General features: G+C 57.8%; 16 protein-coding genes. 2 read left to right on the top strand and 14 right to left on the bottom strand.

Annotation, left to right across the window (positions count from 1 at the left end; all coding sequences use genetic code 11):
* Positions 1-183: 183 nt before the first annotated feature.
* Positions 184-573: a hypothetical protein gene (locus tag J3P97_RS03940; RefSeq protein ID WP_434602817.1), complete on the top strand. Its 390-nt coding sequence runs from the start codon at positions 184-186 to the stop codon at positions 571-573.
* A gap of 96 nt (positions 574-669) precedes the next feature.
* On the opposite strand, the gene J3P97_RS03935 is transcribed toward J3P97_RS03940, so the two are convergent.
* From J3P97_RS03935 to J3P97_RS03920, 4 genes are all read right to left on the bottom strand, one after another.
* Positions 670-1,416, bottom strand: coding sequence for a FadR/GntR family transcriptional regulator (locus J3P97_RS03935; RefSeq protein ID WP_305496837.1), 747 nt, complete (start codon positions 1,414-1,416; stop codon positions 670-672).
* Positions 1,417-1,674: 258 nt separating this feature from the next.
* Positions 1,675-3,402 carry an ABC transporter ATP-binding protein/permease gene (locus J3P97_RS03930; protein ID WP_434673530.1) on the bottom strand — a complete coding sequence of 576 codons (1,728 nt, stop codon included), beginning with the start codon at positions 3,400-3,402 and terminating at the stop codon, positions 1,675-1,677.
* A 91-nt stretch (positions 3,403-3,493) separates the two neighbouring features.
* On the bottom strand, positions 3,494-4,054 hold the full coding sequence (locus J3P97_RS03925; RefSeq protein ID WP_003177957.1) for a response regulator transcription factor: 561 nt from the start codon (positions 4,052-4,054) through the stop codon (positions 3,494-3,496).
* Entirely contained in the window at positions 4,047-5,309 is a 1,263-nt protein-coding gene (locus tag J3P97_RS03920) for an ATP-binding protein (RefSeq protein ID WP_434602815.1), read from the bottom strand. The genes J3P97_RS03925 and J3P97_RS03920 overlap by 8 nt, the downstream gene beginning before the upstream one ends.
* Positions 5,310-5,655: 346 nt before the next feature.
* Between J3P97_RS03920 and J3P97_RS03915 the strand changes: the two genes are divergently transcribed.
* Positions 5,656-6,372, top strand: a complete 717-nt coding sequence (locus tag J3P97_RS03915) for an SIMPL domain-containing protein (RefSeq protein ID WP_434673529.1) — start codon at positions 5,656-5,658, stop codon at positions 6,370-6,372.
* Between the two features lie 145 nt (positions 6,373-6,517).
* Here J3P97_RS03915 and J3P97_RS03910 read toward each other — a convergent pair whose 3' ends face one another.
* From J3P97_RS03910 to J3P97_RS03865, 10 genes are all read right to left on the bottom strand, one after another.
* Entirely contained in the window at positions 6,518-6,772 is a 255-nt protein-coding gene (locus J3P97_RS03910; RefSeq protein WP_434673528.1) for a hypothetical protein, read from the bottom strand.
* Positions 6,773-6,838: 66 nt separating this feature from the next.
* A complete protein-coding gene (locus J3P97_RS03905) occupies positions 6,839-7,129 on the bottom strand; it encodes a hypothetical protein (RefSeq protein ID WP_434602813.1) in 291 nt (96 codons plus the stop codon).
* A gap of 90 nt (positions 7,130-7,219) precedes the next feature.
* The gene (locus J3P97_RS03900; RefSeq protein WP_434602812.1) at positions 7,220-7,606 is read right to left on the bottom strand and encodes a DUF6124 family protein; all 387 of its coding nucleotides are present in this window, start codon (positions 7,604-7,606) and stop codon (positions 7,220-7,222) included.
* A 470-nt stretch (positions 7,607-8,076) separates the two neighbouring features.
* Positions 8,077-8,631 (bottom strand): hypothetical protein, encoded by a 555-nt coding sequence (locus J3P97_RS03895; protein WP_434673527.1) that lies wholly within the window; start codon positions 8,629-8,631, stop codon positions 8,077-8,079.
* Between the two features lie 312 nt (positions 8,632-8,943).
* Positions 8,944-9,414, bottom strand: a complete 471-nt coding sequence (locus tag J3P97_RS03890; RefSeq protein WP_434673526.1) for a hypothetical protein — start codon at positions 9,412-9,414, stop codon at positions 8,944-8,946.
* Positions 9,415-9,688: 274 nt separating this feature from the next.
* Positions 9,689-9,952, bottom strand: coding sequence for a hypothetical protein (locus J3P97_RS03885; RefSeq protein WP_434673525.1), 264 nt, complete (start codon positions 9,950-9,952; stop codon positions 9,689-9,691).
* Positions 9,953-10,698: 746 nt separating this feature from the next.
* Positions 10,699-11,136: a hypothetical protein gene (locus tag J3P97_RS03880; protein WP_434673524.1), complete on the bottom strand. Its 438-nt coding sequence runs from the start codon at positions 11,134-11,136 to the stop codon at positions 10,699-10,701.
* Positions 11,137-11,408: 272 nt separating this feature from the next.
* Positions 11,409-11,702, bottom strand: coding sequence for a hypothetical protein (locus J3P97_RS03875; protein WP_434673523.1), 294 nt, complete (start codon positions 11,700-11,702; stop codon positions 11,409-11,411).
* 372 nt (positions 11,703-12,074) lie between these two features.
* Positions 12,075-12,356 carry a hypothetical protein gene (locus J3P97_RS03870; RefSeq protein ID WP_434673522.1) on the bottom strand — a complete coding sequence of 94 codons (282 nt, stop codon included), beginning with the start codon at positions 12,354-12,356 and terminating at the stop codon, positions 12,075-12,077.
* 2 nt (positions 12,357-12,358) lie between these two features.
* Entirely contained in the window at positions 12,359-25,084 is a 12,726-nt protein-coding gene (locus J3P97_RS03865; protein WP_434673521.1) for a hemagglutinin repeat-containing protein, read from the bottom strand.
* Between the last annotated feature and the right edge of the window lie 21 nt (positions 25,085-25,105).

Raw genomic sequence — 25,105 nt, 5'->3', positions numbered from 1 at the left:
GAAACTTGCCGACCGAGAACCAGGACCGCTCGTCGCCACTGTCAACTCTGCCAGTAGGCGCCGTTACGGCGAGGGGGCATAACCCACGTATGGCCGTGCCGTACCCGGCCGTAGTCCCTTTCACAATCTTTTAAGTGAGCCGCCCGTACGCGACGATCAGGGCCGCCTCACGGGAATGACATCATGGAAATATATGCGAAGCCAACCGTTCAGAACTACCCGGAAAACACATCGACAAGGACGGTCGACATCAACCTGTCAGCAACGCAAGAAAGTACATTCACCGTTGTGGTTCCGGCAAAGCAAGAAGTACCTCAATACGACCACGATGCCTTTTTGATACTGGGTCCCGATGGGGAAAAACCTGAGTGGGAGAAAAGACATGGATCGCCATTGGTCGACATAACGGACCGTGAAAATCCTCAGCCAAAGACCGAGGTCACATTGATGACTTTGCCCAGGGAGGCACTGATACCGTACGTAGGCAAAGAGGTCCAGCTACGCTATCGGACATACGGTGAGACGCAGCAATACAGGTACTCCGAGCCAATAACGCTGAATATCCAGGCGTAAGCCGTTCAGCCCAAGCTCTAGTGCTTACCTGCACGTCAGGTCGACGCAAGGATCCGAAGTCACACAAAAGCATCCTTGCCACCAGAGTAGTGAGCGTTAACCCTGCGCCTGCGCCTCTTCATGGGCCTGACGCAGCCGCTCACGGCTGTTGGTCAAATGCAAACGCATGGCCGCGCGGGCCGCGTCGGAGTCCTGGCGGGCGATGGCTTCGTAGATTTCCTCGTGCTCGCGGCTCAGGCGATCCATGTAGTGCTGCTGGTCATCATGGGCCAGGCGCGCCGAGTTCAGCCGGGTGCGCGGGATGATGCTGGTGCCCAGGTGGGTCATGATGTCGGTGAAGTAGCGGTTGCCAGTGGACAGGGCGATTTCCAGATGGAAAGCGAAGTCCGAGGCCACCGCGTCGCTGGCGTGGGCCGCGCTTTCATTCAGGGCGTCGAGCGCCGCGCGCATCGCAGCCAATTGTTCGTCGCTACGCCGCTGCGCCGCCAGCCCGGCCGATTCCACCTCCAGGCTGATGCGCAACTCCAGGATCGCCAGCACGTCACGCAAGGTGACCACCGTCGCCGGGTCGATGCGAAAGCCGCTCGGGCTTGGCGTATCGAGCACGAATGTACCGATGCCGTGGCGGGTTTCCACTTGCCCTGCCGCCTGCAAACGGGAGATCGCCTCGCGCACCACGGTACGGCTGACGCCATGGGCCTCCATGATCGCCGACTCGGTGGGCAATTTATCGCCACGCTTGAGCAGACCGTCGCGAATCTGCTCGGACAGCACCGTCACCAGCTCCTGCGCCAGGCTGCGGCGCTTGCGGGGAAGACGTGGGACGTTGAGCGGGTTTTCCATGGTGTATCTCTATTTTGACGAGCGGCTGAATACGCATCATAGCGCAACGTGGTTGTACGATCACCGTTGGTGCAGAAACCGAGTCGCTTTCATCGCGAGCAAGCTCACACGGGGACCGGCTGTAGACATAAATCTGCGATTCACCAGCAACCCTTGTGGGAGCGAGCCTGCTCGCGAAGGCGGTGTGTCAGAGTACTTAACCGCAACTGACACGCCGCCTTCGCGAGCAGGCTCGCTCCCACATCAGGTTTGGGGGTTTCAGGCGGTTACGGCCTGCTCCACCAGTTGGCCATTCTCGATGCGCACATGTCGTGCATGGAAACGTTTCAGACTGCTTCGGTGGCCGACGCTGATGATGCTCAAGCCCGGCAACTGGTCGATCAACGCCTGGTACAGCGTCGCCTCGTCCTCCTCATCCATCGCCGACGTCGCTTCGTCCATGTACAACCACAGTGGCGCGTATAGCAATGCCCGGGCAAAGGCCAGGCGCTGCTGTTCGCCCGGCGAGAGCATGCGTTGCCAATGGTTGCTTTCGTCCAGCCGCGAAATCAGATGCGGCAGGCGACAGGTTTCCAGCACCTGTGCATAACGTTCGTTGGGGTAGATATCGCCCGCTTGTGGATAACTCAATACCTCGCGCAGGCTGCCAATCGGCAGGTAAGGCTTTTGCGGCAGGAACAGGTAACGCGCCGAAGGCAGCAGGATGCTGCCGTGCCCGGCGGGCCACAAATGTCCCATCGCCCGCAGCAAGGTGGACTTGCCACTGCCGGAACGACCGCTGAGCATCACCCGCTCGCCCGGTTCGACACTCAATTCGGCGCGGGTCAGCAAATGGCGTCCGTCGCTCAGGTCCAGCCCGAGGTCGCGGACTTTCAGTTCGTTGCCCTGGTTCTGCACATCGATGGCCGGTACCCGGTCTTCGTTGTCGCTCATGGCCTGGCGGAAACTCAGCAGACGGTCACAAGTGGCGCGCCAGGCGGCGAGCGAGGCGTAAGCATCGATGAACCAGCTGAAATTGTCCTGCACATTGCCGAACGCCGAGTTGATCTGCATCAGCTCGCCCAGTTGGATCTTTCCGGAAAAGTAACGCGGCGCAGCGACGATAAATGGAAAGATGATCGCGATCTGCCCATACCCAGAGGTAAAGAACGTCAGGCGCTTGGACACGCGCATGATATCCCAGAAGTTGTGCCACACCAGGCCGAAACGCTCGCTCAGGCGGCGGTTCTCGTTGGGTTCGCCGTTGTATAGCGCAATGCTCTCGGCATTTTCCCGCACCCGCACCATGGAAAAACGCAGGTCGGCTTCGAAGCGCTGCTGGTTGTTGTTCAGGCCGATCAGGCGGCGCCCGATCAAATGCGTCAGCCAGCTGCCCACCGCCGCATACAGCAGCGCACACCAGAACATATAGCCAGGGATCGTGTAGCCGAACACTTCGATGCTGCCCGACACGCCCCACAGAATGATCGAGAACGACACCAGGCTGACCACGGTACGCAGCAGCCCCAAGCCCAGGCTCAACGTGGTGGAAGTGAAGCTGTTGAGGTCTTCGGAAATCCGCTGGTCAGGGTTGTCGGTGTAGCCGCCCTGCTCCAGCCGGTAATAATTCTTGTCGTTCAGCCAACGGGCAAAATGCTGCTCGGTGAGCCAGGCCCGCCAGCGAATCGTGAGCATCTGGGTGAGGTACAGACGATACACGGCGCCGAGGATCGCCACCGTGGCGATGCCGCCGAAATACAGGATCAACTTCCAGAACGCCTCACTGTTCTTTTCCTGCAGGGCGTTATAAAAATCCTTGTACCAATTGTTCAGCCACACCGAAATCGCCACGCTGAACAGCGACAGCGCAATCACGGCGATCAACAGCGTCCAGGCCTTGCCCTTCTCCTCACTGCGCCAGTATGGCGTGGTCATTTGCCAGACACGGCGGAAAAACTGGCCGCGCACCGCGTCATTGACCGCGGAATATTCAGCGTTCTGATTCATGGTTAAGGCTCGATAAGGGGAAAACTCGGGCCGATCATAAAGCAACGGCCCGATGTGTCGCGAGGGTGGACAGCATTCGTTCAGCGCAGGTTCAGCGACGTACCGGACGCTTCTGCAATTTGCGCTGCAAGGTCCGCCGGTGCATGCCCAAGGCGCGGGCGGTGGCGGAGATGTTGCCTTCGTGCTCGGTCAGCACCCGCTGGATATGTTCCCACTGCAGCCGGTCCACCGACATCGGATTTTCCGGCACCAGCGTGTCCAGGTCGGCGTGCTCGGACAACAACGCGGCCAGCACATCGTCGGCGTCGGCCGGTTTGCACAGGTAATTGCAGGCGCCGCGCTTGATCGCCTCGACCGCCGTGGCGATGCTCGAATAACCGGTGAGAATCACCACGCGCATTTCCGGGTCGAGTTCCAGCAGCTTGGGCAGCAGCACCAGCCCTGAGTCGCCATCCATCTTCAGGTCGAGGGCGGCGTAGTCGGGCAGGTCGGCCTGGGCGATGGTCAGGCCCTCTTCGGCGGAGCCGGCGGTGCTGACGCGAAAACCGCGTCGGGACATGGCCCGGGCCATGACGCGGGTGAAGGTGGCGTCGTCGTCCACCAGCAACAGGTGCGGCAGTTCTTCGCCGTCGACTTGGATCTCGTCACTCATATTCGTCTCCTCGGTCGGCATGGGGCAGGCGCAGCTCGGTGAGCGTGCCGCCCTCCTCATGGGGGTAGAGTTTCACCGAGCCGCCGGCGCGTGTCACGCTGGCCTTGCTCAAAAACAGGCCGAGGCCGAAACCCTTGCCCTTGGTGGTGTAAAACGGTTTGCCGATCTGCTCGGCAATCGCCAGCGGCACACCGGCGCCGTGGTCGCGAATGCAGATCGTCAGTTCATAGGCGTTCCAGTCCAGCACCACTTCCAGGCCTTCCGGACAGGCGTCGGCGGCGTTGTTCAGCAGGTTCAGCAAGGCCTGGGTCAGGTCCGGCGGCGGCGCCATGCGCGGCACCGTGCCCTGGCCCAGGCACTGGAAGCGATAACTGGCTTCGGGGCGCATCAGGTGCCAGCGATTCAGCGCCTCGTCGAGCCAGTCGGTGACGTCCTGCATTTCGATGGCCAGCCGGCGGTTCGCCTCGGCGGCACGCACCAGGTATTGCAGGGTTTCCTTGCACAGCTGGACCTGGTCCTGCAGCACGCTGAGGTCTTCCTGCAACGCCGGATCATGATGGTCCTGGCGCATTTCCTTGAGCAGCACGCTCATGGTCGCCAGCGGCGTGCCCAATTCATGGGCGGCGCCGGCGGCCTGGGTCGCCACGGCCAGCAGTTGCTCGTCGCGCAGGCCTTCTTCGCGGCGAATCGCCCGCAGCTCTTCCTGGCGACGCAGCTCTTCGGCCATACGCGCGGCAAAAAACGTGATGACCGCGGCGGCCAGGGCAAAACTCAGCCACATGCCGTAGATCTGCAGGTTTTCCCGGGCAATGGGAAAGGTTTCCAGCGGATAGAACCGCGCCAGCAACAAGGTGTACAGCGCCAGGGCGATGCCGGACAGGATCAGCGAAAAACGCCACGGCAGCGTCACCGCCGCAATCGTCAGCGGCACCAGGTAATACGACACGAAGGGATTGGTCGACCCGCCGGAGAAATACAGCAGCGCACTGTGGATAAACAGGTCGCAGGCCAGTTGCACGGCGTATTCAAGCTCGGTCACTGGCCAGGAAGTGCGCAGGCGAATCGCCGTCAATGCGCAGAGTACGCTGGAGCACACCAGGGTAATCGCCAGTTGCAGCCAGGGCAGCGGCAGCAGGTCGAACCAATAGGCAAGCCCCACGGAGCCGGCCTGGGCCGCGAGGACCAGAATGCGGATGAACGTCAGACGCCAGAGGTTCTGGCGCGAAGCGGAAGTCATTTGCAAAGGGGCGAGCATGAGCTCTCCTGATGAGCGCTCCAGGCGGATCGCACGGAGTATAACCAAGGCGCGGCAGGCAGAGGCGAAGATGCGGCAAAGCGCCACAGCCTTGAAGGCTACATATCCCCTCTGTGGCGAGGGAGCTTGCTCCCGCTCGGCTGCGCAGCAGTCGCCATCGGTTGGGCCTGCTTCGCCCGAAACGTCGGACCGGTCCAGCAGGAGCAAGCTCCCTCGCCACAAAAGCCTTTCGCCAGGCATCATCTGTATAGAAGTTGTAACTGTGCGAACCCGCCCATAAAAGCTAGAGTCTTATCGTTCACGCAGGCTCGGAACCTACCCCTGCGCATCATCCCAAGGAGCTTTCATGCACACGTTCAGTCGCCCCGCCGCCCTGCTCGCCCTCAGCCTCGGCGCCGCCGCCAGCCTGCCGGCCCTGGCCGCCGATGAGCTGCACTACAACCAGATTTCCCTGCACGCCGAAGCCAGCCGGGAAGTGGCCCGCGACCTGATGATCGTCACCCTCTACACCGAGGAACAGAACACCGACCCGGCCAAACTCGCCGCCGCCGTCAGCACCACGCTGAACAAAGCCATCGGCCAGGCCAAGCAAGTCAAGGACATCAACCTGCGCCAGGGCAGCCGCAACAGCTACCCGGTCTATGACAACAAAGGCGGGAAAATCACCGGCTGGCGCGAACGCGCCGAATTACGTCTGGAAAGCGCCGACTTCGCCGCCCTGTCCAAACTCACCGGCGAACTGCTGGGCGACATGAAAATGGCCGGCATGGACTTCGCCATCGCCACCGCCACCCGCCAGACCAGCGAAGACGCCTTGCTCAAGGACGCCGTCAACGCCTTCAAGGCCCGCGCCCAACTCGCCACCGAGGCCCTGGGTGGCAAGGGCTACAAGATCGTCAACCTGAACTTCAACACCAACGGTTACCCACAACCGTACATGCGCCCGCAAATGATGATGAAAGCGGCGTCCATGGACGCCGAGTCGGTCACGCCTGAGGTGGAAGCGGGCACCAGCAAAGTGACGATGACCGCGGATGGGGTGGTTGAGGTGTTGATGCAATAAAGTTGGCGGGGGTTTCAGCCAGTTCGCTTACTGGCTGAAACCCGAGGGCCTCTGTGGCGAGGGAGCTTGCTCCCGCTGGGCTGCGCAGCAGACCCAAAGCAGACACCTCGGTGTCAGATAGAAAGTACCGTCTATTGAGCGTCTGCTATGGAGCCATCTTCAGCAAGGGCACAGCCGCTTGAGCGAGGCGGGTGAGCAACTCAATATCTTGTGCGTCGCGCATGCCGTCCTCGTTCAAGTCGATTTTTATACCCACCTTGTCGTACGTTCCATCCTTTGACGGAGAAGAAACAAAGGTGACGAAATAACAACGTCCCTCGCGGTGAAACTCGAACCGCACCGCAGGGTATTCGTCACCGTCCAAACTTCTGAGTGTTATGCGAACTTCTTCGGCAGGCATCAACATACCTCGTCCATCGAGTCGAATCGGAACGGCAGTAATAGCAAGTGCCGCATAAGCGGCGGTTTACTTCAGCATCGCCACGGCCGCCTCAGCGAGCTTGCGGATCAGTTTCTTGTCACGCGCATCGAAGTCGCCGTCACCGTCGATGTCCCCCTTTACCTCCACCTGGTCGTAAACTCCATTGCTCTTTGACGAAGTGAGATAAGTTGCAAATTCGAGTTTTTTCCTCGAATAGAACTCAACTACCATCTCCTTTTTCCCGTCACCCTCAAAGTCTTCAAACGACATGCGAATTTCTCTAGCGGCCATCGTTACGCCCCTTCCATAGATAAATGTTTTGACGTCGCTATACATGAAGCGCGCCTGTGATCACCGTATGGCCAGGCGCACAACACGTCTACTGTCAGAACTTACAGGTGGATGGCCGTACAGCGGGAGCTGGCGCTAACCCTCGGCGGGACGGACCGTCGCTTCCAACTGGTCCAGCGCCTTGTCCACCAACAACTGGCACAACTCCACCAACTGATGAATCCCCAGCGCCACGCTGCGCCGCGTGCCCTCCACTTCGAAAGCGAGGTCCTCGGCCATGGCTTTTATCGAGGCCAGGGTTTCGGAGGTGCTGGTCAGTAGTGTGTCGGCGTCGGCATCCGCCGTGACGGAGAACAGACTGTCAATGCGTGGATCGGTACTTGTTTCAGGTGGTTTCGGGTTGAGGTAATGATCAAGGACTCGCTCGGCGGCGGCGCGGTCTTTCAGCAGCTCTTCGATGGAATCGAAGCCGGCAAGCGGGTTGGTTTTGTTGAAGGGTGGGTCGGGGACTGGCTTATCCATTTTTTTTACCTATTAGTGATGAGAGCCATCACTTACCGTTTCTCACTCGGCAAATGGGTGGCAGCTGTGTGCAGGGGTGAGAAATCCGAGAATAGGTACTCGGCCAGACCGAGGTCTGCCCGCACACAGCCGCCATAACGCATCTACAGGCAGCGGATAAGCTGGCTGCAATTATGCAGGTACCGAGGCTGGATGCCTATTATTCGGGTTTCTCACGCCCGGCCGCTGAGTAGCAGCGACAAGCAAAAGACTAGAGACCGCACTTCCGACCGACAACCTTAAAAACACGTCGGATATTTCCTTATCTAAGGTCGAACGCTCCTACACTCTCGAAGGACGCATGCCACCTAACAACCCGACACAACGTCCGTGGCGAGGGAGCTTGCTCCCGCTGGGCTGCACAGCAGCCCCAAACCAGACACCTCAGTACGACATGACAACATCAAGCCACCCATCCCACTCGCTCCGAGCTAAGGCAAGCTCGCCACAGGAACCCGCTCCTGTGGCTGCGTGACATCAAACACATGCTGCTCGCACCGACTGCCCACAAACTGGAATTCCACCAGATAAACCTTGCTCCGCTGCGGCGTAAAAGTGCTTCGGAGCGGACCACAGCGGTACCCATTACCGATGCTTCCGCCACTGGCGAAGCCTGACACCTCGAAGGGCTGATCAACGTCAGCCTGCACTTCCAGCTGCGGAAAGTGCTTCAAGGTTGCGCTGTGCACCGTTTCGTTGACCTTGGCGATCCAGCCAAACACCTTGCCCCGACCGGTATCCACCACGGTTCCCTGCACATCCAAACGCTGATCAGGATCCGCCGCACGCCTGATGGAAAACTCCACCGGATAAGTAGCCCCGGACGCTTTCAAGATGACCTTGGCGTGCTGCGCATCGACGGTCACTTTGTTTTGCTGGAACTGGATGCCATTGTTGAGCAGCGTGGGGGAGGAATCTCTGACGTTGGGTTTGCAGGCGGGTAAGGTCAGGATCAGGGTTAAGACTATCAGTGGAAACTTATACATAAACACTCCATGCGTATGAATTAGGTGACTCATAGCTGACCGACGAACCGTTCCAGTTTTTTTGCATTTCACACCATCGAATCGTACCGTTCATGCCTTAGCAGGCAAAAACACATCGATCAGCAAGGGACGAGATCAGGAAAAATGGACCGCCGAAGAAGGTTAAGTAAGTGCCATTCAAATCCGTCCCCTTTTTGGTCTTTTACCCCAGTCCCCTTTTTCGTCCCTTTTTTCATATGCCGAAGCTGTTTCTGGCTGATTTTGCCAGCGACCTCTGGAAAGTCTCTAAGTGTAAGAATGCCTTTTACACCGTTAAATTACCTGAAAAAATGTAACCACCGGACCATACTCCTGATCCGAGTTAGAAACCACCACACTAAAGTCCTTATCAGCAAATTTTTCTCTCAAAACCAACCGCCACGATAATGCAATAACCTCTGCCAACTGTTCGAACACCCTATCATCGACGTCCTCAGAACATCCTTCAAAGACATCATAAATATGCGTGTGGTTAATCATTCTTTCAGTCGCTTGCAGATCGCCATCAAATTGCTCTAGCCAAGATTCAACAACACCACCATCATATTTACTTTCTAAAAAAACCCCACCCCCATCAACAATAAAATCAGGAAAAAAAAGCTTGCACGATAGCAATACATCCTCAGGATTGCACTTATTACTTATATAGGAAAACTCATCAATCTCGTCTTTTTTCGCCCACTCCGACTTCCAAGAGCCATAACGAACCAAGCCGATCATGGGATGAATTGTGTTAATTTTCATTATGGAATCTCGTCAGATTTAGCGGGCCTTGAAAAAGTGAAAAAGGGACAGTGAAAAAGGGGACAGATTTATTTTCCGATCAGCTTTGCTCTACACGATCAAACCAGGGCCTGACCACTCCGCATCATCACAGGCTCAGAAAACAAATCTGTACCCTTTTCTCGCTAGAAATAAATCCGTCCCCTTTTTGGTCGAATTAAAAGTATTGCCCGGAAACGTGGTCTGTCCCTGAGAAACCCACATTTCGGCCAAATGGTCCGTCCCCACCACCCCATTAACGATCATTCAAACTACAGAGAATAACAAAATCTGCAATCGGCAGTTCCACGCTACTCTCTTCCCCTGAGTCGAGAATATCTTGAACAACAACCATTCCTTTTAAAAAATCAAATTCAACATCAAAACAATTAAACTCACACTGCCTAGCTAAAACCTTATCGGAATCAGCTCTTTGCTGAAGGGCCTCACTTAAAACCTTACGAACATGAGGGCTCAACTCTTGAGCAATAAATCGCTCAATTAAACTGTTACTGACCATAGCCTCTCCATCACTTTGGGAAAACCGTATTGATAATTCCATTCCGAACATTAATTTCATAAAAAGGGACGGATTTATTCTCAATAAGCTCTTGGCTTCGCCCCATACGCGATATGTTAGGTGAGAACTGTCTTGTGTCCCCCCGCGATAAATCCGTACCGTTTTTTATTCGTTTTATTTTCTCTTTTTCTAATTTTCGCCAATTACGAGAGTAGTTTTTTTAACTGCCTTACCGGATCCCAATCATTAGGTTTCAATTGGTGTTTACTCCACCACAATCTACCCTCAGAAATCCATTTTTTGCGTAGCTCTGCATGCGCTACTGTCGAGTCATCGTATCCAAACTCTGTGCCACAGCACGGACAAATATTGTACGTGGCACAGCCGAAGCTATCGTAAGCCGGCTCATCAAGACGGTCGTACCCACAAACAGGGCAAACATAATCGTGATTCTCAGTGACCATTAAAGTCCAAATTTGAGAAAAAAGAGAAAAAAGGGGACAAAAAAGGACAAAAAGGGGACGGACAAAAAGGGGACAGATTTATTTTCCGATCAGCTTTGCCTCTACACGATCAAACCAGGGCCTGACCACTCCGCATCATTACAGGCTCAGAAAACAAATCTGTCCCCTTTTCTCCTGATCAGCTTTTGCCCCTACATAATCAATCAGGGCCTGATCATTCCCCGTCATGACAGGCTCAGAAAATGAATCTGCCCCTTTTTTTCGCCCTTTTTTTTAGCAAACTTATTTGTTTTTTACAAAGCTGACATAAACCGCCTCTATCACAGCGTCCTCCTCACCGATATCAGGCGCATAAATCCTAAGACCCAATCCGTCCACATCAAATCCTGAACTATTAAAGTTCAGGACCTCGCCTCGCGCAACCATATGCTGCTGAACTTCAAGTACATCCGCACCGGACAAACGCTGTCCGCGCCAGCTGAGGTCGCTCCATTTTAAAAATTCCACGCCGATGATGGTGAAACCCTCATCAAAATAAACATGCACTCCTAGATCATCGTAGGCGTCAGTCGGAACTGTAGAGTCTGTCGTTTTGAAGAACTCGTCAAAATTACCTCCCAATATCGCCCGCGATTGATCGCGAGTCATACCGATATGCACCGGACCTAAATCACCAAAACCCAACAGTCGAAGCTCATCACTACTTTTTCCTAAAATCATCTGGATTCAACCTAGACGCATAATCCAACATCGAAAAAAAAGGGGACAGATTTATTTTCCGATCAGCTTTGCCGCTACACGATCAAACCAGGGCCTGACCACTCCGCATCATCACAGGCTCAGAAAACAAATCTGTCCCCTTTTCTCAATATCATCACAGGCTCACTTGGTCTCTCTTACGCTAGAAATAAATCCGTCCCCTTTTTGGTCTCCCCTTTTTGGTCCAACATCATTAATCACCATCAGAGTCAATGTGGCGATTGCCTTACTCCCTAACCACTCTGCATTAACACACCAATAAATCTTTCAAACTCTTGCAAAACGGAGTCCTTCTCCTCAGGCGAAAGCAATACATTCATAATCTGCCCGTCACAAGCACAGTCATACACATCTAACCCCACCCAACCTTTGGACCAAAACTCTACTGTTCCTAATTTATCTAAACCTTCCAGCTCTATCCTCTCAAGATCACCAAAGTCACCATTAACAAATATTGAGTACTCAAATGAATACCCACCTAGCCTAGGCTTTATAAACTCATCAAACCAAGAACCGTCCACAAACACCTTACTTCCTGTCTATGAGTAGAATATTTTTTACTTCGGGAAGGTGCTGCCCCCCTTGTCTTTTAAGCAGAAATTGTTGAGATTCGGAAAAAAGGGGACAGATTTATTTTCCGATCAGCTTTTGCCGCTACATAATCAATCAGGGCCTGATCATTCCCCGTCATGACAGGCTCAGAAAATGAGTCTGTCCCTTTTTTCCGAAAGAAAATAAACCTGTCCCCTTTTTTCTTCAGAAAATAAATCTGTCCCCTTTTTTCCTATCAGCAAGGGCCGAGGTCAGGAAAATGGCCACCCGAGGAAGTTAAGTAAGCGCCATTCAAAATCCGACCCGTTTTTTACTCTGCTACCTTTGTTTCCTCCTTGTCTTTTCATCTAATTATCAACAAAAATTTGTCTACCTATAATCGTCATGAAATACTCTTTGGCCTCAAACTCATCATCTGCCGGATAAACAACATAATCATCATTATCTAATAAATGCACCCACGAAACAGAACCATCCTGAAAAAGGCACTTCAATTCTTTCTCCAAACGTACTTTCTGCACTGAATCGTTTAGAACGCGCTCCAACGCTGCTTGCGCTTCGCAAGCCTCCAGCCCAACATCAACTGAAAATACAGACCTTAAAATATTAATCAAAACTGGATAGTTCATACTCACCTTGACGGAAAAATCGTAATTGTTTCCCAAACCTTGCTTGCCGAATTAAATTCATAAGTTGCTTGGACACTCCGCAAGTTCTGAACCCTACTCGGCGCACCCTGCAAACTCGGATTCAGCTTGCTGCCAGCCAATCTTTCAAAACCACGCCCCAAATTGACACCCAGATCACCCACTTCAGATGCAGTAACGGTAACTATCGTGGCTCCTGGATTATTTTTTATTGCGGTCTGTAGCGCACCGTTATTTCGGACGGCTTGGTCTGCAAAAATGAGCAGCTCATCAGAATTAAAAGCGGACGACATTGGTGGCACAATAGTCTTCCCATTAACTATCTTTACATGACCATCAGGCGCTTCACCAGTCACTGCTCGATACATAAGTTGACCATCGGTCACTGCCCCTCCGTGTCGTTCGAGGGAGTGCGCATTGGGGTGACTAGTAACAGCATCAAGATTTTTTTGATCAATTGCACTTGTTACCTTGTAACCCGTGCTTAAAATGGTGCTCCCTAATCCCCACGCGTTCAATAAGCCCTGCACACCCCACATAAATCGTTCGGTGTTAGTAGCCGAATCACCTGTGATGGGATTCGCCCCCCCGGCAGCCATATAGCTTTGACAGCCTATCCCAACCAGACCAGCCCCACCACAACCAGCCGAAAACAACTCGGTGGAGATGCCTTGAAGCTGGGCTTTCATGGACGTTTCATTCAGCTCGTTTCTTGCTTTACCGCCAACTGCCTGTTCAAACGAAGCAGGTTGCAGAACCCACTCCTCTCCTTGATCCGTCGTGATCGACTTGTCAGTAGCCACGCAATAACCGTTCGGTGAGGTGGCGCAGGAAACCACATCTCCAGGATTGGTAGTGAAAACGAAAGCTCGCGTGAAATCACCATCTTCTGAGATCGGTTCTTCCTTGAGAACGCTAGAACCTTTAGCGATCAGGTCAGCAATTTCCCCGGACAAACTTTCGCAGTGACTCGATGACGAGCCGCCGCATGTGGATTCATACTCTCGCTGCAGCCCTTGGAGCGAAAGCCGTTCTATATCGCTTAAATGATTATTCTCGACAGCATTCTTCGCTGTACCGGCTCCAAGCGCAGCGTTAAATGCGTCGCCCCCAGCAAGCGCGCCGGAGAGCCCGCCTGCCAACGTCGACAACGCTGCGATGGTTTGTTTTTCCGACTCGGTTAGCTCGTCCCTCGACTTGCCCGGATAGAGTTGGCTCGCTATCAGCTCACCGACGGTGGCCCCCGCCGCCCCGGCCAGTGCCGAGCCTCCTTGTGCTTTAGCCAGGACCGCACCCAATACGGCATGCGCCATCAGGTTGGCTGTGTCGTCTCCTTCGGTCAGCTGTTTAACGGCTTGAGCCAGATAAGGCGCCGCCGCGCCCCCTACGAGTGCTCCGATGTCTCCGACGAGAATGCCTTGGACAATTCCAGCGACCGCTTGGCTGGCCTTCTGGAAACTGCTACCGGTGCCGTAATCGCGCTGAACCTGCTGGCTGATCTGCTCAGGAGTTGGGTTAGCCACACCGCTGTCGTTCAGCTTCTGCTGCGCAACCTTGTAGGCATCACTGTTCTTGTCTTCTGCTTCCTTTATTTTTTCAGCAGCAATGGCGCTGCTAATCCCCTTCACCAACTCAATCGAGCTCTTAACCAGCTCAATGCGCTCGTTCATCGCCTCTTCGTCAGGCTTGTCGAGATGCTCGTTGGCATTCTTCGTATCGCGATTCAGGCCAACGGCATCCTGAGCCCCTTCCGGATTGCGGACAATGATCGTGCCTTCACTCACCGCACTACGTGTATGGCTCTTGTCGGACTCGCTTAAAGCAATACCGTACAAGCCCCCCACCGAGGCTGAGGCACCTGCACCACCGTAGCTTCCGGAGATGCCGATACCTGCCGATTGGGCCTCGATTTCACTGACATTCTTGATATCGCGAGCGATGAGCCGGTCGGTGATCAACAAGTTTTTGTCCGCCGAGGCATCACTGGCAATCACCCCGCCTTCAAGGGTGGTGGTCTTGCCCACGTCAACGGTGTAGCCACCCGTTCCCGCGAACAGGCCGGTCTGGTCCGTGACGGCTTTGTATTCGCTGTTCATGTTGCCGGCGGCCAGGTTGGCCGAGGCGGCTACAGGTGTGCCGTAGCAGAACGGCGGAATGCAGATGCTCGCACCAAAACCGCCGCTGCTTTGCTTGCTTTTCTGGTCCTGGGTGTCCTGACGGGAAATGATGTTGAGGTTGCCATCGATCAGCGCGTTGATTTCATCAGCGCGGACCTGAGCGCCCGCCAATGTGGTGTCGCCACCGCTGCGCAACAGCAACGAACCGGTATCGACCGTCGTGTTGACCTGCGTGACAGAACTGCCGTTGCCCATGCCTTTTGCGAGTTGCGCGCCAAGGTCCAGGGTGAAGCCGTTTTGCTGGCCGATGTTGAAGCTCGCGCCGATAGCGGTCTTGTTGTTGCTGTTACGGTTGGACCAATCCGCCGTGTTCTGTGCGCTTTCCAGGATGATGTCGTTGCTGGCGAGCAGAGAAGTATTGGCCGCTTTGATGCTGCTGCCGATGACGTGTAGATCGCCGTCGTTTTCCGCCGCATTGCCGTTAGCGATGATGGATAACGTGGCGCCCGCGTTAAGGGTGCTTTGCTTCGCGGTCTGGCTGGCGTATTCGCTGGTGCTTTTGCTATGGGTACTGGCGAGCTCGGTACCGATTTTGATCAACGAGCCGTTGCTCGCGGTACCGCCCTGTTTATCGGCGAAACCGGTTTTTTGGTCATTGGCTTCCGAAGCCATCCCGCCAAGGTTGTAAGCCGCCAGCGCCGCCTGCGCCAGCTTCACGGCTTTGAGCCGAGGGTCATCAGCATCCTTGGCGGCTTCGACTGACGAGCGAATGGTGTTGACCGTGTCGATGATCGCCCCACCGATGACACGCCCCACGGCCAGGCTGCTGGATTTATCGGCGGTGCTTTGTTTGGCCGTTTCCATGCCCGCAGCGATAGTGACGTTCGAACCGCGAAGGCTCATGTTCTTGGTGCTGACCAAGTCACTGGCGATGACGTTGAGGTCGCCACCGGCAACGAGGCTGACGTTGCCTTTGCTGGAGCCGATGGTGCTGCCGGTCAGGGTGGTCTGCGATGCCGTGCCGTTGTGTTTCTGGTTACTGATCGACAGGTGCTGGTTGCCGGTAATGTCGTCGAGGCCCAAATTGTTGCCTGTTAACACGCCCGTCAGATCGCGATTTTTTTCCTTGTGCATTTGGGTACGGGAGAAGGTATTTTCTGCCGCGTCTATAGTCAGGTCGCGCCCTGCACGTACCGCCAGGTCATTGGTACTGACCAGCGCCGAACCCGTCACGGTGGCATCACGTTTGGCGCTGACGGCGATGGTGTCGCCCGAGATCAGGCTACCGACGGCGGTTGTCTGAGTTTCGGCCAACTTGTCCTGGACCTTGCTCGATTTCAAACCGCCCCAACTGCTTTTGCTTTTGCTGCGCTCGTGGCGAGCGCTCTCGGAGTCGGTAACCGCAACAATTTCCACATCATTGCCAGCCCCCAGGCCGACGCTGCCTTTTTCGGAAATGACGTTGCTGCCTTTGATCAGCAGATCGTTGCCGGCGGTCAGCACGTTGTTGCCTCCGGAGGTAACCGAGCTGGCAACGTTGGTGACACTACTGGTCTCATCCAACCGAAACTTCTTCCCGGAAGAAGACTTCTTGGTCTTGCTATAGAAGCTGTAGTCTGAATCCTCAGCCGATTGCAGCACCAGGTTCGCACCGGCGACCAGATACGCTTCATCCCCAGCGCTCACCCGACTGGCGATCAACCCCAGATCTTTCCCGGCACTCAGCGTCACGTTCCCACCCGCCGTCACGCTGGTGGAGACTTGGCTCACATGGTCTTCCTGAGCCGTGACCTTCTTGCTCTTGCCATACGAATGCTGCTCATCCGCCGCAGACGCCAAGGTCAGGTCGCCGATGGCGCTCATGGTGATGTCGCGCTTGGCGTCGATCTGGCTGGCTACAGCGGTGAGGTCGCGGCCGGCGTTGGCGGTCAGGTCGCGACCTATGTCGAGGCTGGAGCCGTACTGGGTGATGGTTTCGTTGCGATGCGTGCCACGATTGCCGCTGGTGATGCGCTCGGCGGAGGCAAGGTTGACGTCGCGGGTGGCGTTGAGGGTGGTGTCGGCTCCGCTTTTGAGCACGCCGCCAACGTTGTTGATGTCACGTCCGGCGCTGATGGTCAGGTTATTCGCGGCTTCGATACGTGAGGCGCTGTCGATGAAATCGGTGCGTTCGCGACGGTAACCGCTGTCGCTTTCGTGGGTGGTGACGGTGCGTTCGTTGATCACGTCGCCCCGGGTGGCGGTGAGCGTGACCTCGCGTCCGGCAATGATGCCGCCGGCCTTGTTGACGAGGTTGTTGCCCGCCAGCAGGTCGAGGCGATTGCCCGCTTCCACCAGACCGCTGTTGACCAGGTCGTTGGTGGCGGTCGCGGACAGGTTGTTGCTGGCACGCAGGGTCCCGGCGTTATTCAGGTCCTTGCCGGCGATCAGAGTGACGTCGCTGCCCTGGATCAGCGCGCCGTTGGCCGCCAGGCGGTTGTTGGCGTTAGCCAGGTACAGGACGGGGACCAGAACTTGTTCACCGTTGATCTCGACGTTTTCCATCCAGACGATGTCGTGGGTCAGCGCCGCGACTTGCTCGGAGGTGAGGCTGACGCCCAGGGCCAGGTTGAGCGTCTGCTTGCTGGCGATGGCGTTGTTCATCAGGTACTTGAACATGTCCTCGTTGGAGGTCTGGCCGTCGATGAAACGCTGGCCGGTGCGGGCGACCACGGCTTGCTGGATCAGGGTCTGCTCATACAACCCGTCACCCAGGCGCTTGGCGCTCTGGTCCGGGTCGTAGCCGAGGTTTGCCAGCAGATAGTCCGAGCTCATGAATTGCTTGAGGTCGGTGAGCACCGGGTTGGTTTCGATCAAGTACTTATGCGGGTTGGCCGGAACGGTGTGCGTAGGCAGGCCCTGGACGCGGTTGACCGTAAACGCGGTGGTGCGGCCAGGCACGGCGCCGGACGCAGGGGCGCCGGCCGTATTGGTGTCGAAACTGCTGGCCTGGTCGCCGATGGCGGTTGCCTGGCGCGCTGCGATGCTCAGGTCAAGGTTGCTGGCGCTGGCTTGAGGGACGTTGCCTGCTTGCAGGTCCCTGGCCTGGACGGCAGGCAGGCCCTGTTGGCGCTGAACCGGAGTCAGGCTTGCGTTACCCAGTGTCCAGCTTTGCGGGCCGCTGATGGCTGGTGCACCACCGCCCTGCCCGCTCAGGCGGAACAGGCCGTTCTGGCCAGTGGGCAGGCTGAAACCAGGCAGGGCTACAGGATTGACTTGTTGTTGCGCCAGATTGGGCGGTAGTTGTTGATTAAGTGTGATGCGCGTGGAGTACGGGCTGCCGGCTGCCCCGGTATTGGTCCGTGGACCGCTGCCGACGTAGCTGTAACCAGGCCGCACAACGCTGTTGTCGATGTTGTTTTGCGCATTAATATTGACGGCGCCACCGGCCTGGATCACGGCTGCGTAGCTCTGGTCACCGCCGGCGAGTTTCCGGGTGGTGCCTAAATTCGTGTACTCCATTTCGGTCATGCCAATGAAGTTGGCAATACCCGCTTCCAAGCCGCTCAGGCTGTTGACATCGTAACCGGCACTTTCAAACCAATATTTATTGGTGAAGTTACTGGCCGCGTTGTACCACCCACCCGCATTTCGGGTCCGCTCGGAACGGAACACCCGCGTCGTTTCGGTCTCGCCGGTTTCGACGCCGTTGTTGGTCAAGTTAACCAGCGAGGCCGTCAGGTTGCCGCCGCTGGCGATAGTGCTGCTCTGGTTCAGCAGATCGCCGCCGCTCAGGCTCAGGTTTCCACCCGCCGTGATGCTGGAGGCCGCGGTGGCAGCGGTCACTTCGGTTTTCTCGCGTTGCAGCAGCTCCCATACATGGTTCTGCTTGCCGCTGCAGTCACCGGCGTTGTACCCCTCGATGCAGGCGATTTCGTAGATTTTGGCGGTATAGATTCCACTGCTGCCCATGGTCAGCAGCGTGCGGATGTTCTGAATCGTGCTGGCGGCCAGGCTCATGCTGCCGTCGCTTTGAATCGAGCTGGAGCTGTTGACGATACTGCTCGCCAGCGCGCCCAGGCCGTTACGGTCAATACTGAGATTTCCCAGGCTGTAAATGTTGGCATCGAGGTTGTTCAGCGTATCGACCCGCAGGCCCATGTCGCCGCCGCTGAAAATCAGCCCTTGGTGGTTGGCCAGCGCGCCGGTCGTGACGGTCAAAGCTTGACCACCACCCAACGTCCCAAAGTTGTTGATCCCCGTGGCGCCAATCGTCAGGCGCGCCGCCGAGGTCAAGCGACCGGCATTATCGAGCTGACCATTAACGCCAATGGTGGTATCGCCGCCGCCCGTTATGCTGGAGCTGACGCTGTTGAGGCTCACTTGGGCCGCGCTGAGGCCAAGCGTCCCCAGGCTATTGAGACGACCGCCCCCCCAATAGGCACCACCCAGGTCGATTTTCAGGCTGCCATTACTGGCAACAAGGCCTTCGTTGAACCAATTGACGCCGCTGCCGATGAAGCTGTCGGAAGCCAGCAACTGGCCACCGGCAGTCTGGGCGAAATGGTTGACGTTGACGTTCAGGCGTCCGGCCTGGATGACCCCGCTGTTGGTCCAAGTGTCGGTGCTGATAGTCAGGCCGCCACGCGTCACGACCGTACCGCCGGCTCCGGTGACATTGGCGGTGGAGATATCGAACGTGCCGGTGCCAACGTGCAGCAAGCTGCCGCTGGTATTGAGGAAACTGGAGGCGCCAAGGGTCAGGTCAGTGTTGGCACTTTCCAACACACCACTGCGGTTATCGAACAACCCGCCGATCTGGAAATTGGTCTTGCCCCCCGTACCCAAGGCACGGATCTGCCCCGTCTGGTTATCCAGGCTCGCGGCCTTGATCATCAGCGTGCTGTCGCTTTCGATGATACCCAGGCGGTTGTTCAAGGCGCCGGTCAGGTTCAGGTCGATCTGGCTGCCGGCGATCTGGCCGTCGTTGTCGCCGCTGTTGTCGAAATTGTTGGCGGTGACGTTGACTTTGCCTTTGGCGTAGAGGCCGCCGTTGCGGTTGTCGATGTTGCCGGTGGTGATGAGGGCATCGCCGGTTTGCGCCGAGATGCGTCCGCCGTAGTTGTCCAGGCCGCCCGATGCGATCAGGTTCAGGCGCTGGGCCTGGGTGATGCCGCCCTGGCGGTTGTTGTTCAGGTCGTAGCCGTTTTTCAACACGCCGGTCAGGTCGGTCTTCAGCAGTCCTTGCAGGCTGGCGAGCACGCCGCCGCGGTTGTCGAGGTTGCGCGCTTCAACGGTCAGGTCACCGGCCTTGGCCTGGATGCGGCCGCTCTGGTCGTCGATGTCTTGGTCGACGACCAGGGTCAGGTTGCCCTGGCTCTGCACGGTGCCCTTGCCGTTGGCGAGGCTATTGGCGTCGATTCGCACGGCGCCGTTCTGGCTGTAGATCAGGCCATCGCCACCGTTCTGCACCGCGCCGGAGGCGGTCAGGACGAGTGCGTCATTGGCCGCGACGGTGCCGCGATTGCGGTTGTCCAGGCCACCAATGAGCAAGGTCAGCAAGCTTTGGCTGGCGATCTGGCCGCCCTGGTTGTCGAGTTGCGTGGCGCGCTCGACCCGCAGCGGACCGGCGCTGGCGAGTTTGCCGTTGGTATTGGTCAGGGCACCGAGCAGGTCCAAGGTCACGGCGGCATTGCCGATCAGCTTGCCGCCGGTGTTGTCCAGGGTGGTGCCGGTGAAGGTCAGTGCGTTTTGCGCGTTGACGGTGCCGCCAGCGTTGCCCAGGGTCATGGCGTTGATGACCAGGGTCGCGGCGCTGTCGATCAAGCCGCCTTGGGCGTTGTTCAGCAAACCGCCGGTGACGGTCAAGGTCTGGTCGGCGCCGCTGGACAGAATCCCGCCGCGGTTGTCGACGCTGGCCGCGGTGACGGTGAGCTTTTTCTTGCCGGCCAACGCACCGTCAGCACCGTTGAACAGCGCGCCGCTCAGGGTCACGCTGACGTCTTCGTCGCGGCTCGACAGCGTGCCGGCGTTGCGGTTGTCCAGGCCCACGGCGCTCAGGTCGAGGCCTTTGAAACCGGACATCAGGCCGCCCTGGTTGATGACATCGCGGGCCTTCACGGTCAGTAAACCGTTGCTGATGAGTTTGCCGGCGCTGTTGTTGAAATCGCGAACCGTCAGGTCGAGGGGCTGGCTGCTGGAGATTTCGCCGCCCTGGTTGTCCAGGTCCCGCAGGTGCTTGAGGCTGAGTACACCGGCGGTAGTGATCAGGCCGGCGCTGTTGCTCAAGTCTCCCGTGGCGGCACCGAAGTCGATGGCGATGGCGCTGCCCAGCAACGAACCCTGGTGGTTGTTCAAGTTGTGAGTGCTGACGGTCAAGGCGTCGGCGGCGTTGATAAGGCCTTGATTCTGGTTGATCAGCGGGCCGGCCAGTTTCAGGTCGAGGTTGGCGCGACTGGTCAGGGTGCCGGCGCTGTTGTCCAGGCTCGCGGCCTCGACGTCCAGCGCGGCGGCGGCGATCAGGCCCTTGAGGTTGGTCAGCGCGTTATCGATGCGCAGGGTCAGGGCCTGGTTGCTCAGCAACTTGCCGTTGTCGTTGTTGAGGTTTTTTGCGGCCAGGGTGAACGCCTGGGCGCTGGAGATTTCGCCGCCGGCGTTGTTGACGCCCTTGAGGTTTTTCAGCATCAGCAAGGGGGCGTTGATCAAGCCACTCTGGTTGTTCAGTTGCCCTTGGTTCAGATCAAGGCTCAGCGACGTGTTGCTGAAAAGCTGCCCGCCCTGCTGGTCGAGGCCCGTGACGCTAGCGATCAGCGCACCGCTGCTGGCGATGCGGCCGCCGTCCTGGTTGGTCAACTGCTTCGTGGTCAGGTCAAGGTTGGCGCCGCTGCTCAGACGTCCGGCCTGGCTGTTGTCGAACGCACCGGTTTCAACGGCGACCGCTTGCTTGGCGCTGATGCTGCCTTGGCTGCGGTTGTCCAGGCTCAAGCTTTTGAGGGTGAGGCCGGCATCGGTGACGATTTCGCCGCCCTGGTTCAGCACGGCGTTGTCGAGGGTGAGTGCCAACGCTCCGGCACTGGAAACGCTGCCCAGGGTGTTGGTGAGGCTGGCGGCGGTGACTTCAAGCTCGCCTTCGGCGCTCAACGTGCCCTTGGCGTTGTTCAGGTCGCCGTCGAGGTGCGCGGTGAGGTTCTTTTGGGTCAGTAGCGCGCCGCCGCTGTTATCCAGCGTCTCGCCGCTCAAGGTCAGACCGGTCTTGCCGGACAGCAGGCCCTTGGTGCGGTTGAGCACTTCCTTCATCTTCAGGGCCAACGCGCCGTTGGCGATGACTTGGCCGCCGTTGCTGTTGTTCAGCGCGTTGCCTGTCAAAGCAACGTCGGCGTGGCCGGACAGTTCGCCGCCACGGTTGTCGATCGAACCGACGTTCAACGTCAGCGTGTCGGTCGCCCCGACCAGCCCTGCGGCGCGGTTGTCCAGCGAGGCGCCGGTCAGCGTCAATCCGCCGAGGGCGATTATCTGGCCGCCCTGGTTGTTCACACTGTCGATAGTGGCCGTGACATTGGTTTTGCCGGCGATCTGGCCGGCGCCGTTGTCGAGGTGGGTGGCCTCGATGTGCAGGTCACGGTCGGCAATGATCGCGGCGTCCCGATTGGTCAGTTGACCGTCCACGGTCATGACCAGGGCGCCACGACTGCTGATCAGGCCATCGGTGTTGTCCAGGCTGGCGCTTTGGGTGTCGATGGATTGCGCGGAAAGCAGCCCCTTGATGTTGTTAAACGCTTGGTCGATACGCAGGGTCAGCGCCTGGTTGCTGATCAGCTTACCGTCACGGTTGTCCAGGTTGCGTGCCGCCAGGGTGAACGCCTGGGCACTGGAAATCTCGCCGCCACGGTTGTCCACGTCCTTGAGGTTTTTCAGCACCAGGAGCGGCGCATTGATCACGCCCTTGAGGTTGTTCAACTGGCCGTTGTTGAGGTCCAGGGTCAAGGCTGTTTTGCTGAACAGTTCGCCGCCCTGCTGATCCAGGCCGGTGACGCTGGCGGTCAGCGCCTTGTCGCTGGCGATGCGACTTGCGGCGCCGTTGTTGACTTGGTTGGCGGTGAGATCAAGGGTGTCGCCACTGACCAGATAACCGCCGGCGGTGTTGTCGAACGTGCCAGTGGTCACGTGGGTGGCGCCTTTGGCGCTGAGCAGGCCGTCGCCGTGGTTATCCAGGCTTTGGCTGTTGACGGTCAGGCCGGCTTCGGTGGTGATGGCGCCGCCGACGTTGATCAACGCATTGTCCAGGCGAATATCCAAACCCTGGCGGGCAACCAGATTGGCGCCGCTGTTGTCCAGGCTTTTGCCCTCGACAGTGGTGACGCCCGTACTGAACAGCAGGCCTTTGGTCTGGTTGATGATGGCCGCGACTTTCAGGCCCAGATCAGTGCCGGCGAGGACCTTACCGTTGTCGCTGTTGTCCAGGCGCTGGCCGGTGATGTTGATATCGGCGGTACTGGAGATTTCGCCGTTTCGATTGTCCAGCGTGTCGATGTCGAGTTTCAGTGCGTTGGTCGCGCCAACCAATCCGCCGCGGTTATCCAGGTCCTGGCCGCTAACGGTGAGCACACCTTGGGCGACCAGTTCGCCGCCCTGGTTGTTCAGGTGCGAGACGTCGGCGGTGAGGTCGGTTTTGCTGGAGATTCGTCCGCCGCTGTTGTCGACGTCAGTCACCTGCAAATGCACAGGGCCGACGGCACTGAGCAGGCCGGCGCGATTATCCAATTGCGAGCCATCGACACGCAGCCCCGCCTGGCTGCTGAGCAAGCCTTGCCCGCGGTTATCGAGCTTGGCGACCGTCAGTTCCAGGTCCTTCACGGATTGGACCTTGCCGGCGCGATTGTCCAGGCTGTCTGCCTGGACATCGGTCATGCCCTTGGCGCCGAGGCTGCCTTGTCGGTTGTCGAGCAGGCCGCTGATGCGCACGCTCAGACTGCCATCGCTGACCAGGCTACCGTCGAGGGTGTTGTCCAGGCTGGTGGCGGTAACGCTCAGCTGCTTGCCGGAACCCAACACGCCGTTCTGGTTGTTCAGGGCACCGATCAACCCGATGTTCAGCGCCACGTCGCCGGTGAGCAGGCCATCGCTGTTGTCCAGCGCAGTGCCGATGACTTGAGTGGCGGCGGCGCTGGAGACTTCGCCGTCGTGGTTATTCAACTGCCCGACATTGGCCGTCAGGTTGCCGTTGCTGCTGACGGTGCCTTGGGTGTTGAGGAGTTTGTCGGCAGTCACGCCCAGCGCGCCGCTGCTCAGCACGCGACCCTTGTTCTGGTTGTCCAGCGTTCCGGCTTTTACCGTGGCGGTTTGCCCGGCGCTCAGGGTGCCGCCTTGGTTGTTCAGCGTTTGTGCAACGTTCGCCGTGAGGTTACGGCTGGCGACGATGCTCTTGCCGTTGTTGTTCAGGTTCTGCGCTGTAAGGCTCACATCTCCCGAAGCATTGCGCGTGGTGTCGGCGTTGACCCCGGCTTCAATAATGCCGTTGTTGGTCAACTGCCCACCGGCATTCAACGTGATGCTGTCCCGCGCGGCGAGGGTTTGCTGATTGCTCAGGTCACCCTGAGTCTGCGCATTCAGCGTCGTGCCGGCATAAACCGGGCCCTGCGCATCAAGGCTCGCCGCCTTGACGTTGACCGCCCCGCTGGCCGAGGTATCGACCATGCTCAAATGCCCATTGGCATCGAGCTGAATATCCCCGCCACTGGCAATCAACTTGCCGTCCAGCTTCACCCCAACCCCAGCCTCGGTGCCGACCAGCTTGATCGCGCCGGCGTACATGCCACCCAACGCCGAGGAGTCGATCGCCAGTTCCGGCTTGGCGCTGCCGTCATCGGCGCGGGCGGTGGCGCTCAAGGTATCGGCGTTGACGTCGTTGCGACCGGCCACGATCGTCAGGTTCTTCGCCTGAATCTCGGCGTTGATCTTGGCGCTACGGGTGATGATTTCGAAGTGGTCGACGTTGCTGGCATTAAGACCGGCGCCTTCGATGGCGACGCTGCCCTGGTCCACTTGATAACGATCCAGCCGACCGTTTTCGACGATTGGTTTGCCGGTGCTCAAGGTCACTTTCGGGCTGTTGATAAAGCCGCAGCCGTTGCAGCTGATGCCGTAGGGGTTGGCGACGATGACGTGGGCCGATTGCCCGGCCACTTCGGTGTAGCCGCGCAACTGGCTGGGGCTGCCGCCGTTGACTTCGTTGAGGATGGTCGTGGCGGCTGCGCCCTGGAGGTTCGGGTTGCCGACGATGATCCCGCCCAGTTGCGTGGATTGGGTGCGCGAGGTGGCGTTGTTGAGGATTACGCCGTTGCTGCCGACGTTGTAGTCCTTGAACTGGTTGTGGGACAGACCGTTGGCATTCGGCTTGGCGATGTTGACGATGGGCACGCCGTTGCCGGCCCGGTCCAGGCCGGTGCCCGGGGCGCTGACGACGATGCCTTCGGCCTGGGCCCACATCGGTTGCCAGAACATGACGTTGGCCAGGAGGAACGCCAGACCGCGCTTGGGCATGCCGAGAAACCGCTCGCGGTTTTTCAGGACAGCAGAAGGTTGGCGGGCCAGGAAGGCGTGTTGGCGGTCGTCCATGATCGGGTCTCGTTGCAGAGC

Source organism: Pseudomonas sp. R1-15, from assembly GCF_051132085.1.
GTDB lineage: Bacteria > Pseudomonadota > Gammaproteobacteria > Pseudomonadales > Pseudomonadaceae > Aquipseudomonas.
Note: the sequence above shows the minus strand (reverse complement) of the source record. Positions and strands in the feature narration are given on the sequence as shown.

Coding starts and splice junctions, on each gene's coding strand:
- J3P97_RS03930 (WP_434673530.1), bottom strand. CDS start 3,402: ATGAATCAGAACGCTGAATATTCCGCGGTCAATGACGCGGTGCGCGGC.
- J3P97_RS03880 (WP_434673524.1), bottom strand. CDS start 11,136: ATGATTTTAGGAAAAAGTAGTGATGAGCTTCGACTGTTGGGTTTTGGT.
- J3P97_RS03905 (WP_434602813.1), bottom strand. CDS start 7,129: ATGTATAGCGACGTCAAAACATTTATCTATGGAAGGGGCGTAACGATG.
- J3P97_RS03890 (WP_434673526.1), bottom strand. CDS start 9,414: ATGAAAATTAACACAATTCATCCCATGATCGGCTTGGTTCGTTATGGC.
- J3P97_RS03915 (WP_434673529.1), top strand. CDS start 5,656: ATGCACACGTTCAGTCGCCCCGCCGCCCTGCTCGCCCTCAGCCTCGGC.
- J3P97_RS03925 (WP_003177957.1), bottom strand. CDS start 4,054: ATGAGTGACGAGATCCAAGTCGACGGCGAAGAACTGCCGCACCTGTTG.
- J3P97_RS03940 (WP_434602817.1), top strand. CDS start 184: ATGGAAATATATGCGAAGCCAACCGTTCAGAACTACCCGGAAAACACA.
- J3P97_RS03865 (WP_434673521.1), bottom strand. CDS start 25,084: ATGGACGACCGCCAACACGCCTTCCTGGCCCGCCAACCTTCTGCTGTC.
- J3P97_RS03920 (WP_434602815.1), bottom strand. CDS start 5,309: ATGCTCGCCCCTTTGCAAATGACTTCCGCTTCGCGCCAGAACCTCTGG.
- J3P97_RS03870 (WP_434673522.1), bottom strand. CDS start 12,356: ATGAACTATCCAGTTTTGATTAATATTTTAAGGTCTGTATTTTCAGTT.
- J3P97_RS03900 (WP_434602812.1), bottom strand. CDS start 7,606: ATGGATAAGCCAGTCCCCGACCCACCCTTCAACAAAACCAACCCGCTT.
- J3P97_RS03910 (WP_434673528.1), bottom strand. CDS start 6,772: ATGCCTGCCGAAGAAGTTCGCATAACACTCAGAAGTTTGGACGGTGAC.
- J3P97_RS03885 (WP_434673525.1), bottom strand. CDS start 9,952: ATGGTCAGTAACAGTTTAATTGAGCGATTTATTGCTCAAGAGTTGAGC.
- J3P97_RS03895 (WP_434673527.1), bottom strand. CDS start 8,631: ATGTATAAGTTTCCACTGATAGTCTTAACCCTGATCCTGACCTTACCC.
- J3P97_RS03935 (WP_305496837.1), bottom strand. CDS start 1,416: ATGGAAAACCCGCTCAACGTCCCACGTCTTCCCCGCAAGCGCCGCAGC.